This window comes from Reyranella massiliensis 521, from assembly GCF_000312425.1.
In the GTDB taxonomy this organism is placed as follows: domain Bacteria; phylum Pseudomonadota; class Alphaproteobacteria; order Reyranellales; family Reyranellaceae; genus Reyranella; species Reyranella massiliensis.
Window position 1 is genome coordinate 3,464,573 of sequence record NZ_HE997181.1, and the last position, 12,798, is coordinate 3,477,370.

The 12,798-nt window shown below is 65.2% G+C and carries 11 protein-coding genes; 3 read left to right on the forward strand and 8 right to left on the reverse strand.

Translation table 11 applies throughout. The features are described from left to right. Positions 1 to 5 precede the first annotated feature (5 nt). On the reverse strand, positions 6 to 623 hold the full coding sequence (locus BN60_RS16905) for a GNAT family N-acetyltransferase (RefSeq protein ID WP_020697289.1): 618 nt from the start codon (positions 621 to 623) through the stop codon (positions 6 to 8). A gap of 1 nt (position 624) precedes the next feature. Next, complete coding sequence (locus BN60_RS31190; protein ID WP_020697290.1) at positions 625 to 1,908, reverse strand: nucleotidyl transferase family protein; 1,284 nt, start codon at positions 1,906 to 1,908, stop codon at positions 625 to 627. A 239-nt stretch (positions 1,909 to 2,147) separates the two neighbouring features. On the opposite strand from BN60_RS31190, the gene BN60_RS16915 reads away from it, so the two are divergent. Further along, positions 2,148 to 3,110 (forward strand): LysR family transcriptional regulator, encoded by a 963-nt coding sequence (locus BN60_RS16915; protein WP_020697291.1) that lies wholly within the window; start codon positions 2,148 to 2,150, stop codon positions 3,108 to 3,110. An 11-nt stretch (positions 3,111 to 3,121) separates the two neighbouring features. On the opposite strand, the gene BN60_RS16920 is transcribed toward BN60_RS16915, so the two are convergent. The 6 genes from BN60_RS16920 to BN60_RS16945 all read right to left on the reverse strand — a co-directional run bounded on the left by BN60_RS16920 (position 3,122) and on the right by BN60_RS16945 (position 10,551). Next, complete coding sequence (locus BN60_RS16920) at positions 3,122 to 3,547, reverse strand: HIT family protein (protein WP_020697292.1); 426 nt, start codon at positions 3,545 to 3,547, stop codon at positions 3,122 to 3,124. Continuing rightward, positions 3,544 to 4,494, reverse strand: coding sequence for an ArgK/MeaB family GTPase (locus BN60_RS16925; protein WP_020697293.1), 951 nt, complete (start codon positions 4,492 to 4,494; stop codon positions 3,544 to 3,546). Before BN60_RS16925 ends, BN60_RS16920 begins: the two co-directional genes overlap by 4 nt. Next, a complete protein-coding gene (ppdK, locus tag BN60_RS16930) occupies positions 4,491 to 7,166 on the reverse strand; it encodes a pyruvate, phosphate dikinase (RefSeq protein ID WP_020697294.1) in 2,676 nt (891 codons plus the stop codon). Before ppdK ends, BN60_RS16925 begins: the two co-directional genes overlap by 4 nt. A 2-nt stretch (positions 7,167 to 7,168) precedes the next feature. Further along, on the reverse strand, positions 7,169 to 9,220 hold the full coding sequence (glyS, locus tag BN60_RS16935; protein ID WP_020697295.1) for a glycine--tRNA ligase subunit beta: 2,052 nt from the start codon (positions 9,218 to 9,220) through the stop codon (positions 7,169 to 7,171). Between the two features lie 2 nt (positions 9,221 to 9,222). Further along, positions 9,223 to 10,149: a glycine--tRNA ligase subunit alpha gene (locus BN60_RS16940; protein ID WP_051150146.1), complete on the reverse strand. Its 927-nt coding sequence runs from the start codon at positions 10,147 to 10,149 to the stop codon at positions 9,223 to 9,225. A 123-nt stretch (positions 10,150 to 10,272) separates the two neighbouring features. Beyond that, positions 10,273 to 10,551: a hypothetical protein gene (locus tag BN60_RS16945; protein WP_020697297.1), complete on the reverse strand. Its 279-nt coding sequence runs from the start codon at positions 10,549 to 10,551 to the stop codon at positions 10,273 to 10,275. Positions 10,552 to 10,603: 52 nt separating this feature from the next. On the opposite strand from BN60_RS16945, the gene glpD reads away from it, so the two are divergent. Together glpD and BN60_RS16955 are read left to right on the forward strand one after the other, a co-directional pair. Beyond that, a complete protein-coding gene (gene glpD / locus BN60_RS16950) occupies positions 10,604 to 12,139 on the forward strand; it encodes a glycerol-3-phosphate dehydrogenase (protein ID WP_043285953.1) in 1,536 nt (511 codons plus the stop codon). Positions 12,140 to 12,218: 79 nt separating this feature from the next. Beyond that, positions 12,219 to 12,794 (forward strand): Spy/CpxP family protein refolding chaperone, encoded by a 576-nt coding sequence (locus BN60_RS16955; protein ID WP_020697299.1) that lies wholly within the window; start codon positions 12,219 to 12,221, stop codon positions 12,792 to 12,794. The last annotated feature ends 4 nt before the right edge of the window (positions 12,795 to 12,798 follow it).

A 12,798-nucleotide genomic window follows, 5' to 3' on the forward strand; every position in this document is an offset into this window, starting at 1 on the left:
CTCCCTTAGCTCGCGCGACGCTCGGTCCATTCCGCATGCGGACAGGACGCTCCACGATCCATCGACTCTTCAAGAATGCCCTTCATGTCGAGCCGGTCCTCTGGCCGGTTCAGCACCATGGGATCCGTGAGAACCGTGGGCTGGGTCTTCTCGTCGACCTCCAGGTCGCAGACGAAGGCGCCGTACTCATGGTCCGAGAAGTGGAAGACTTCGCCGACCCGACGGAAGCCGTCGCGCTCGAAGATCTCCCACAGCCGCTTCTGGCCATGCAGATAGGCCTTGGGATAGCCCTTCTTGCGGCAGAACTCCTTGGCCCATTGCACGAACGGAATGAACAGGCCATAGGAGCGATAGCGCTTCAGGATGACAGCGCGTTCCAGCTTAGCGAAGCCGGCGAACCAACGGACACGCATCGACGCGGCCGGTTCACCGTCGACGTAGAGCATGAGGTGGCTGGCCGAATAGTCGTTGCCGTCGTACTCTTCCCAGTATGGGCAGGCCTGCTCGCCCATGAAGACAGCAGCACGCAGCATATAGCACTGCATTAGCTCGTCGGACGTCGACGCGAGCTTGATCGTAATGGCGGGCCGGTTACTCGAGCCCGTCGTCGCTTGCACAGTCATGTTAGTCCCCCTCGGTCAAAACTCCGTTGTCGTTCCGGAAGCGACGGTCCCCAACCGTCACCACCGGCAGGTTCTGCGAAAGCTGCTCGAGCACGTCGGTCACCACACCTGACGTCATGCCCTTGGCACCCTTGCGGATGGCAGTCGCGGAAACGTTGTCGCGGCGCAGGATACGCCACGGATAAATCCAGCCACACTCGTCTACGATCTGGCGCACCGTCATCCCACCAAAGTCGGTACCGTGCAGCGCATGCAAGCGCGCATTGGGATACCTTCGTTTGATCTCGGCGATGACGCCCTGGAAGCCCTTCGAATTGTAGATTTCGGGGTAGTAGGCCACCTCGATCTTGTCGCCGAGCCCGGCCTCGGCGACCGCCAGCTCGATCAGCGCCTTGCGCGTCGGCGGGGGCAGGAACTTGTTGCCGGTCGGGAAGTAGTCGACGTTGGAATCGGCAGTGTCCGTCTTCTCGTAGATCTGGAACCCGCCTTCCAACCTGCCGACCCGGAGATGGCCGTCGCGGAAGGCATCGACATGCAGTTTGGGCACCAAGACGGGATGGATGATCACCTTTTCGAGGCCGCGCTCCCGGATGGCACGCTCCAGCATCGTGAGGTGCGTGTTGTGAAACGGGTTGAAGGTGCCAAAGAACATTCCGATGCCGCCCTTGGGCGCCATCATGGAGCGGAGATCCGACAGCAGGCCGATACCGAAGAAGAGCCCGCCGAGCGCAAAACCCAGGATCAGGAAGGTTTCGCGGGCATAGGGCACGCCGGCCGTCCCCAGTGCAGCCAGTGTGACATTGACGAGGAGGCCGACCAGCGTATTGCGGTTGGCGTCGCCCACCCCGCGCGCAACGAAGTAGCCGCCCAGGAACTGCGTTCCCTGCGAGGCCAGCGTCGTGACCAGCGCCGCGCCGGCGAAGCCGCCGACCGAAGAAATCCCCAGTTGATTGAGCGCGCCGCCCCATAGCATCAACCAGAACATCACCAGGTTAAAAGCCAATTGCGGGAGAAACCGCCCGAGCCGGCCGGCCGTCACGAAGCCGAACCTGTTATTGGCCCAAAGTTCGGCTTTGTTGCTGAGCTTGGCGTAGCTGGGCAGAAACACCCCGACAAAGACTGACACGCAGATCAGCGTCGGGTTAGCCCAACTGCCGTGCGCATACGCATAGCTGAGATATGTCAACAGGCCGCCAAACGCCGCCATGCGCGTCGACGGACTGCGCACGTAGCGGCGAATTTTGCCGGCAAATGCCGGTGTCGTCTTTCCATCCGAGCCGGACACGGCTGCAGCCCTTTGCCTCGTTATGAAGCGTCAATCGCGAAACGCACAACCGGTAGATTGTCTAACCAATAGCACGACTAGATCGGGTATGCAGGTCCTATGCGGTTCGTGAAAGAAACCGTCTAGCCCTCTAAAAACGAGACAGAAAACGACATTTCACCAATAATGGTGTACGATTAATCACGAGGTCCACGTCAAGTAAACTTTGGGCCAACAACCTTATTGTATCGATTGTTGCAATGAATACTGCTCCTACCCGCAAGACCAAGGTGCCGAATATTCTCGGCGACTGGGACGACGTCCGCTTCTTCCTGGCGGTTGCAAAGACGGGCAGCTTCAGCGCTGCCGCGACGCAACTGAATACGAAGCAAACGACGGTCGGCCGACGCATCCAGGCACTCGAGCGGCGGCTTGGCGCCAAGCTGTTCGACCGGCATCGCCATGGCATGGAAGTAACGCCCGCCGCCCGCGGTGTGCTGGTCCAGGCCGAGTCGATGATGTCGAACGCCACGGCGATCGAGCGGCATCTCGCCGGCCTCGACCGGGAAATGGCCGGCATCGTCCGCATCGCCGCAACCGAGGGTATTGCAGCCCACTGGCTGGTGCCGCGCCTCGGCCTGCTTCGCCGCACCCATCCGGACATCATCGTTCAGGTCATCGCGGGCGATCAGGTACTCGACCTCGCCACCCGCCAGGCCGACCTCGCCATCCGCTTCTTCCGCCCGACCTCCAACCAGCTCGTCGCGGCCCGGGTCGGCCAGGTGAACATGTCGATCTTCGCGGCACCCTCCTACGTCGAGCTGTACGGCCTGCCGCAGAAGTTCGAGGACCTGCGCGAGCATCACATCGTCGATCACACCACCCTGCACGCCCTGCCGGCCATGAAGCCGTGGAGCGAGGTGGTCGAGCGCACGCCGTCTGTGGTGCTGCGCACCAACTCCTCCTACGCGGCCATGGAAGCGGTGACGACCGGCTACGGCATCTCGGTCTTCCCCGACTACATCGCCAAGTCGTCGAATCTCATCGCGGCACCCATCGACCTCAAGATCGTGCGCGACATCTGGCTGGTCAGCCACGAGGAGACCAACAAGGGCGCGCGCATCCGCACCGTGATCGACTATGTGCGCGACCAGTTCCGCCAGGACGAGCGCGAGTGGTTCTCGACCACGCCGCGCAGCAGCAGCTCCATGGCGGCCGCCTAGCTCCCGAGGCGTTAGAGAGCGGCTTTCAGGCGCTTGTAGACGGCCTCGATCTCAGCCTTGTCGCCGGGCTTGTAATCCCAGTTGAGCGTCGCCCCGTCGTTGGGGCGGCGCGGCATGATATGGATATGCAGGTGCGGCACGCTCTGGCCGGCGCCCGCCCCATTGGCCTGCAGCAGGTTCACGCCGACCGGCTTCAATTCGCTCACCACCGCCTTCGCCACGCGCTGCGCCGTCTTCGCGACCGCGGCCAGCACGTCGGGCGGAATGACATCGACGGTCGGCCAATGCCCTTTGGCGACGCTCAGCGCGTGGCCGGGATTGACCGGGTTGATGTCCATGAAGGCGATGGTTGTCTCATCTTCCAGCAGCTTGAAGCACGGGATCTGTCCCGCGACAATCTTGCAGAAGATGCAGCTTCCATCGGTCGGATGAGTCATCGTGAAGCCTCCAGTGCGGCGCCCAGCTCGCGCAGCCGCTGGAACGGCTGCACCCCCGGCGCGAGGGCGAGATCGAAGCCCAGCCGGCCCAGTCTGGCAATGCCGTCGCGGCCGAAGCGATCGCGCAGCGATTCGACGACCCAGCCTTCGCTCTGGCGATGGCGCGCCACGACGAGCCTGCCGTCCTCCGCCATGTAGGCACGGTGCGAATCGAGCGCATCCAGGAGCGCAGCCATGCCCACGTTGCTGCGCGAAGAGACGGCAAGTGCCTTCACCGGCCAGTCAGCTCCCTCGCCGGCCGCCGCGAGCGACAGGGCGCCCGCGACATCGGCCCGCGCCCGCTCCGCCGCGGCACCAAGATCGGCCTTGGTCACGACGATCAGGTGCGGGATTTCGACGATGCCCGCCTTCATGAACTGAAGCGAATCCCCCGAGCCGGGCTGGACGCAAAACACCACCGTGTCGGCGACGCCCGCCACATCGGTTTCCGACTGGCCCACCCCCACCGTCTCGATCAGCACACGGTCGAACAGGGCACGCATCACGACCATGGCTGCCAAGGTCTGGTCGGCAAGCCCCCCCAGCCGGTCGCGCGCCGCCATCGAACGCACGAAGCTGCCGGCATCGGCACTGTCGTGGACGATCCGCACGCGATCGCCCAGCAGGGCGCCGCCGCTGGTGCGCGAGGACGGATCGACGGCGATCACACCGACGGTCTTGCCGTCACGCCGCCAAGCGGCGACCAGCGCCGCGCACAAGGAGGATTTGCCGACACCTGGCGGCCCTGTGACACCCACGACGTGGGCACGCGGCTCGCGCCACGCCGCATCGAGCAGTGCCTGGGTCGCCGCGCCGTCGGGATCGCGCTCCAGGCCGGCCAGCGCGGCGGCCAGCGCCCGCTTGCCGTCCGTCGTGCCGGACGCGCTGCGGAGCGCGTCGAGCGTCATTCGGTCTTGAGCGGGCCGCCGAGAGCCGCCTGCGCCGCCGCCAGCCGCGCGATCGGCACGCGGTAGGGCGAGCACGACACATAGTCGAGGCCGGCCTTGTGGCAGAAGAACACCGAGGCCGGATCGCCGCCATGCTCGCCGCAGATGCCGAGCTTCAAGCTGTTGCGTACCTTGCGGCCGCGCTCGCGGGCGATCTCGATCAGTTCGCCGACACCTTCGATATCGAGCGAGGCGAAGGGATCGTGCTCCAGGATGCCGAGCTGCTGGTACTTCTCCAGGAACGACGCGGAGTCGTCGCGGCTGAGGCCGAAGGTCGTCTGCGTGAGGTCGTTGGTGCCGAAGGAGAAGAAGTCGGCGGACTCGGCGATGTCGCCGGCGCGAAGAGCGGCGCGCGGCAGCTCGATCATCGTGCCGACCAGATATTCGAGCTTCTCGCCCGAGACCTGGCTCACTTCCGCGGCCACCTGATCGACCACCGCCTTCATCAGGTCGAGTTCCTTCTTCGTGGCGACCAGCGGGATCATGATCTCCGGCACCACGGTCTTGCCGTGCTTCTTCTGCACCTCGGCCACGGCCTCGAAGACGGCGCGCGCCTGCATCTCGTAGATCTCCGGATAGGAGATACCGAGACGGACACCGCGATGGCCGAGCATCGGATTGAACTCGTGCAGCTTGTTCGCCCGCGCTTCGATCTCAACCGGCTCGACGCCGAGATCCTTGGCGACCACATCCATGTCGGCCTGGGTCTTGGGCAGGAACTCGTGCAGCGGCGGATCGAGAAAGCGGATCGTGACCGGCAGGCCAGCCATGATCTCGAACAGCTCGACGAAGTCCTGACGCTGCATGGGCTGGATCTTGGCCAGCGCCGCCCGGCGGCTCTTCTCGTCGTCGGCCAGGATCATCTGGCGCACGGCAACGATGCGGTCGCCCTCGAAGAACATGTGTTCGGTGCGGCAGAGGCCGATGCCTTCGGCGCCGAACTTGCGCGCCTGGGCGGCGTCGGTCGGCGTCTCGGCGTTGGTGCGGATGCCGAGCTTGCGGAACTCGTCGGCCCAGGTCATCAGCTCGGCGAAATCGCCGCTGAGTTCGGGCTGCACCGTCGGCACGACGCCCAGCATGATCTCGCCGGTGCCGCCGTCGAGCGTGATGTGCTCGCCGGCCTTCACCACCGTGCCGCGCACCGAGAGCGTGCCGGCCTTGCCGTCGATCCGCACTTCGCCCGCGCCGGCCACGCAAGGCTTGCCCATGCCGCGGGCGACCACGGCGGCGTGGCTGGTCATGCCGCCGGTCGAGGTCAGGATGCCCTCGGCGGCATGCATGCCATGGATGTCCTCCGGGCTGGTCTCACGGCGGACCAGGATGACCTTCTCGCCGCCGCGCGCCTGCTTCTCCGCCTCGTCGGCAGTGAAGACGATCTTGCCCGACGCCGCGCCCGGCGATGCGGGCAACCCCTTGGCGATCACCTTGCGCTCGGCCTTGGGATCGAGCGTGGGATGCAGGAGCTGGTCGAGCGAGGCCGGCACGATGCGCTCGACGGCCTGCTTCTTGTCGATCAGTCCCTCGCGCACCATGTCGACGGCGATCTTGAGCGCGGCCTTGGCGGTGCGCTTTCCGTTGCGCGTCTGCAACATGTAGAGCTTGCCGCGCTGCACGGTAAACTCGATGTCCTGCATGTCGCAGTAGTGCGTCTCGAGCTTCTTGCGCACGCTGTCGAGCTGCTGGAAGACCTCGGGCATCACCTCTTCCATTGCCGGCGCGTCGGACTTCTGCGCCTCCTTGCCCTGCACGGTGAGGTGCTGCGGCGTGCGGATGCCCGCCACCACATCCTCGCCCTGGGCGTTCACGAGGTATTCGCCGTAGAACAGGTTGGTGCCGGTCGAGGGATCGCGCGTGAAGGCGACGCCGGTGGCACAGTCCTCACCCATGTTGCCGAACACCATCGCCTGCACGTTGACGGCCGTGCCCCAGCTCTCGGGGATCGAGTGCAGGCGGCGATAGGTGATGGCGCGCTGGTTCATCCAGGATTCGAACACGGCGCCGACGGCACCCCAGAGCTGCTCCCGCGGCTCCTGCGGGAACGGCTTGCCGGTGCGCTTCTCGACGAGCTTCTTGTACTCCGCGACGACGGCGCGCCAGTCCTCGGCCTTGAGGTCGGTATCCATCTGGACGCCGAGGTCTTCCTTGCGCAATTCCAGCGCTTCTTCGAAGTAATGATGGCCGACGTCGAGCACGACGTTGGAATACATCTGGATGAAGCGACGGTAGCTGTCCCAGGCGAACCGCTCGTCGCCCGACGACTTGGCCAGCCCCAGCACGGTCTTGTCGTTGAGGCCGAGGTTCAGGACCGTATCCATCATGCCCGGCATCGAGGCGCGCGCGCCGGAACGCACCGAGACCAGTAGCGGATTGTTGGCTTCGCCGAACTTGGCGCCGACGATCTTCTCGACCCCAGCCAGCGCCTTCTCGACCTCGTCCTTCAGCTCTTTCGGATAGGTGTTCTTGTTGTCGTAGAAGTGGGTGCAGACCTCGGTGGTGATGGTGAAGCCCGGTGGCACGGGCAGCCCCAAGCTCGACATCTCGGCCAGGTTGGCACCCTTGCCGCCCAGCAAATTACGCATCTCGGCGCGGCCCTCGGCCTTGCCATCTCCGAAACTGTAGACCCACTTGGCCATGCTTAGCCCTCGATCTTCGAGAAGTCGGCCACCGTGTCCATGGTGGCGCGAATCTGGTTGAGCAGTTTCAGCCTGTTCAATCGCAATTCAGGCTTATCCGTGACGTTGACTGTGACCTTGTCGAACAAAGCGTCGATCGGCGCGCGCAGGCCCGCGAACGCCTTCATGGCGCCAGCGAAGTCCTCGGCAGCCAGCGCGGGCCTGACGATACGCTCGACTTCGGCCAAAGCCGAAGCAACGTTTTTCTCCTCCGCTTGTTCCAGCAGAGCGGCGTCGGGCGTACCGGCGATCTTCGCCGCGAGTCCCTTGTCCTTCTTTTCTTCGGCGCGAACGATGTTGGCGGCGCGACCATAAGCGGTAAGCAAATTCTTGCCGGCTTCCGTGCCCAGGAAGGATTGCAACGCCTCGACCCGGGCGAGCAGGCGGACCAGATCGTCTTCGCTGCCCAGCGCCAGCACGGCGTCCACGATGTCGTGACGTACGCCCTTCTCGCGCATCTGCACTTTCAGGCGCTCGGCGAAGAAGGCGAGCAGATCGTCCGCCTTCACGAAGGGCCGCAACGGCAGGCGCAGCTTGTTCTCGATCACGATGCGGATGACACCCAGCGCCGCGCGACGGAGCGCAAACGGATCGCGCGACCCCGTGGGCTTCTCGCCGATCGACCAGAAGGACACCAGCGCATCGAGCTTGTCGGCCAGCGCCACGGCGATCGACACCGGCGCGCTGGGGCAGCGGTCGTTCGGACCCGCCGGCGCATAGTGATCGCCGATGGCATCGGCCACCGCTGGCGACAGCTTCTCGCCCAGCGCGTAGTAGCGACCCATCACGCCCTGCAGTTCGGGGAACTCGCCCACCATGCCGCTCACCAGATCGGCCTTGCAGAGCCGCGCCGCTTTCGCGACGTCATTGGCGTCAGTGCCCGGCACCGACCTGGCAATTTCGCCGGCCAGCTTGACGATGCGCTCGACGCGCTCGGCCTGCGTGCCGAGCTTGGCGTGGAACACGACCTTCTCCAGCGCAGGGAGACGAGAGTCGAGTGTCTGTTTGCGGTCCTGGTCCCAGAAGAACTTGGCATCCGCCAGCCGTCCCCTAAGCACGCGCTCGTTGCCGGCGACGATCGTCTTGCCGCCATCGCGCGCCACGTTGTTGGCGACCACGACGAAGCGATTGGCCAGCGTCCCGTCGGCCTTGGCCGTCGTGAAGAAACGCAGATGCACCTTCATCGAGACGATCAGCACTTCCGGCGGCACGTCCATGAACTGCGCATCGATGGCGCCGAGCATCGGCACCGGCCATTCGGTGAGGCCGGCCACTTCTTCGAGCAGGCTCTCGTCCTCGTTCAGCTTGACCTGCGACTCGAGGCAGAGCTTGCGCGCGCCCTCGAGAATGATCGCCTTGCGCTCGGCGGCATCCAGGACGACATGCGCGCCCCGCAGCTTGGCTGTGTAGTCGGCGAAGTTCGAGACCTCGACCGTGCCCTTGGACAGGAAGCGGTGGCCGCGCGTCGTGGCGCCGAAGACGATGGGCGCCATCTGGCCGCCGGGCGAGACTTCGCCCTTCAGCACCTTGCCGTCGAACAGGGCGACGATGGACTGCAGCGGACGCACCCACTGCATGGTGCTGCTGCCCCACTTCATCGACTTGGGCCAGGGCAGCGCCTTCATCGCCGCATCGATCACCCCCGGCAAGGCCTCCGCGGTCGGGCCACCCTTCTTGGTGACCACGGCAAACCAGAACTCACCCTTGCCCGTGTCGCGCTTTTCGGCCTGGTCGAGCGACGCAAGACCGGCGCCCTTCAGGAAGCCCTGGACGGCCTGATCCGGCGCGCCGACGCGCGGTCCGCGCTTTTCCTCGCTGACATCGTCGCGCGAGGCCGGGATGCCGTCGATGACCAGGGTCAGGCGCCGCGGCGTCGCGAAGGCCCGCGCCTGCTCGAAGCCGATGCCTGCGCCCTTAAGCCCATCACAGACCAGACGCTTGAGGTCATCGGCAGCGCGCGTCTGCATGCGCGCGGGAATCTCTTCGGAGAGCAGTTCGAGAAGAAGCTCGGCCATCTTCAGGCAGCCCCTTCGGCCGTGCTCGGAGCGGGCTTCTTCTGCGTGGCCAGCCACGCTTCGCAGCAGGCCTTAGCGAGATCGCGCACGCGCAGGATATAGCTCTGCCGCTCGGCCACGCTGATCACGCCGCGGGCATCGAGCAGGTTGAAGCTGTGCGAAGCCTTGATGCACTGCTCGTAGGCCGGCAGCGGCAGCTTCTTCTCGATCAGCCTGCCGCATTCCTTCTCGGCATCCGCGAAGTGGCGGAACAGCATCTCTGTATCGGCGTGCTCGAAATTGTAGGCCGATTGTTCCCGCTCGTTCTGCAGGAACACGTCGCCATAGGTCAGCGGCACGTCGGAGTCGGCGCGATTGTAGGGCAGCTCGTAGACCGACTTCTTGTCGAACAGGTACATGGCCAGACGTTCGAGGCCGTAGGTGATCTCGCCGGCCACCAGATCGACCTCGATGCCGCCGACCTGCTGGAAATAGGTGAACTGGGTGATCTCCATGCCGTCGCACCAGACTTCCCAGCCCAGGCCCCAGGCGCCCAAAGTCGGGCTCTCCCAGTCATCCTCGACGAAACGGATATCGTGCAGGGAGGTGTCGATGCCGATCGCTTCCAGCGAGCCGAGGTAGCGCTCCAGAATGTCGGGCGGCGACGGCTTCAGGATCGCCTGGAACTGATAGTAGTGCTGCAGCCGCATGGGATTCTCGCCATAGCGACCGTCGCCCGGCCGGCGCGAGGGCTGCACATAGGCCGCATACCAGGGCTTCGGCCCCAGGGCGCGCAAGGTGGTCGCCGTATGGAAGGTGCCGGCGCCCATTTCCATGTCGAAGGGCTGCAGGATCAGGCAACCTTGGCGGGCCCAATACTCCTGCAGAGTCAGGATCAGTTCCTGGAAGCACGTTGGCTTGGCACGCGCTGGTGAGGGGTCGGACACCAGTATTCCCCGAAGCTCAGAAGGCCTTGTCTTTCCGCGACTTAAGGCTGTTTTTGCGGTGCGGCAAAATAGGTGCGACCCCTACCCCGGTCAAGCATAGCTCCCGGATGGAGCCGTGATGCGGCCTTATGGCCGCGGACGACCGCAATGGCCGCATTTTTCAGCAGCGGTCGAAATATAGGCACCGCAGCCGGCACACTGGACCGTATCCTCCACCACCACTTTCCGCGCCGGGGCTGCAGGAGCCGGAGGGTTGGCGGCGGCTGGCGGCGGCGCCGGAGGCCGCTGCGGCGGCACTTCCGGCTTGCCGACGAAGCGGTCGAACAGGCCTTTCCAGTGCCGGAACGTCTTCCACAGGCCGTACAGCGCCACGCCAAACAGGATGATCTTGAGTAGGAGACCCATGCGGCCTTTTGCGGTTCCTGCGAAATTCGGTCAAGCGGGCTATATGTATCCGATGAATGAAACGGGGGACCGCCCGCTCGACCTGTTCGTGGTCGGCGGCGGCATTAACGGCGCGGGTATCGCCTGCGACGCGGCGGGACGGGCGCTCAAGGTCGGCCTCTGCGAAATGAACGATTTCGCAAGCGCCACCTCTTCCAAGGCGACCAAGCTCATCCATGGCGGCCTGCGCTACCTGGAACAGTACGAATTCCGCCTGGTGCGCGAGGCGCTTCAGGAGCGCGAAGTCCTGCTGGCCAAGGCGCCGCACCTCTCCTGGCCGCTGCGCTTCGTCCTTCCTCACGAACCGCATCTGCGCCCACGCTGGATGCTGCGGCTCGGCCTCTTCCTCTACGACCATCTCGACTGGCACATGACCCTGCCCAAGTCGATCGCCGTCGACCTGCCGACCTCCAAGTTCGGCGTCGGCCTGAAGCCCTCCTTCCAGAAGGGCTTCGTCTACTCCGACGCCTGGGTGGACGATGCCCGGCTGGTCATCTGCAACCTGAAATCGGCCCGCGAGATGGGCGCCAGGATCTTTGCCCGCCACCGCTGCGTCTCGGCGCGGCGCAGTGCCGACGGCAAGCTGTGGAACATCACGCTCGAAGGGCCTGGCGGCGTCCCGGTCCACCTGCAGGCGCGCGGCCTGGTGAACGCGGCGGGCCCGTGGGTGAAGCATTTCCTCGACGAACAGACCGAGGTGAAGACGAACAAGCGCGTTCGCCTCATCAAGGGCAGCCACATCATCGTGCCGCGCCTGTACGAAGGCGATCACGCCTTCATCCTGCAGAACAGCGACAACCGCATTGTCTTCGTCATCCCCTACGAGCGTTCCTTCTCGCTGATCGGCACGACCGACATCGCCGTCGATTCGGGTGAAGCCCCCGTCTGCTCCCCCGAGGAGATCACCTATCTCTGCGACATCGCCGGCCACTACATGCAGAAGCCGGTACGGCCGGAAGACGTGGTGTGGACCTATTCCGGCGTGCGCCCGCTGTTCGACGACGGCGACGACAATCCCTCGGCGGTGACGCGCGACTACCATCTCGAAGTCGATGGCGCGGTCGGAACGGCGCCGCTGCTCTCGGTGTTCGGCGGCAAGATCACGACCTACCGGCGGCTGGCCGAGCACGCGCTCAAGGACCTGGAGCCCTACTTCCCACGGATGGGCGGGCCGTGGACCGATTCGCGCGCGGTCTACGATGGCGAGATGGCCGATGCCCCGACCTTCGAGAAGGCTTTCGAGCTGTTCGTTGCCGGCGCCAGCGCCACCTATCCCGGCCTGCCGAAGGATCTCGTCCATGTGCTGGCCCGCCGCCACGGCTCGGGCCTGGACGACCTTCTGGAAGGCGTGAAGAGCGTCGCCGACCTCGGCCGCCACTTCGGCGGCCACCTCTACGAGGCCGAAGTCCGCCACCTGGTGCGCGACGAATGGGCGGTCGAGGCCGAGGACGTGCTGTGGCGCCGGACCAAGGAAGGCCTGCACATGACCGAGGCCCAGCGGACGGAATTCGCACGCTGGATGGACGAGCAGCGGCCGAACTTTACATAAATTAACCCTGCGACCGGGGACGTCCGGCGCCGTCGGCTCGTATCATCGGAACATCCTCTTCTGCCGCATGAGGTTTCCGATGACCTTCCGTCCTCTCCTTCTCGGTGCTTCGGCTGCCGTCGTCCTTGCTGCGGGCCTGGCCTTTGCCGGCCCTGCCCTGGCGCTCGACACCGACGGTTCGATGCAACTGGCGCAGGCCGCCCCGCCTGCGCCACACGCCCACGGCGCACCGGGGGCCACGCCGGGAGCGCCTGGCGCCGACCGGATGATGCGCGGCGAACGCATGGCCTCGCCGCGCGCCATGTGCCAGGACATGGTCGCCCGCCGGATCGGCGATCGCGCCTATATCAAGGCCCGGCTCGACCTGAAGCCCGAGCAGATGGCCGCCTGGAACGCTTTCGAGAAGGCAGCCGACGAGGCCAGCTCCAAGTCGATGGCGCGCTGCGCCACCCTGCCGACCGAGATGAAGGAGCGGCCGGACTACCTCCAGCGCCTGACGATGGAGGAAGAGGCGATGAAGGCCCGCATCGCCACCATCGAGGCCGTGAAGCCTTCGCTCACGGCGCTCTACAATACCCTCACGGCCGACCAGAAGGCCGTGTTCGACCGTCCGCGCGGGATGATGGCCGGCATGCGCGGCCATCACCGCAACTAGGCGT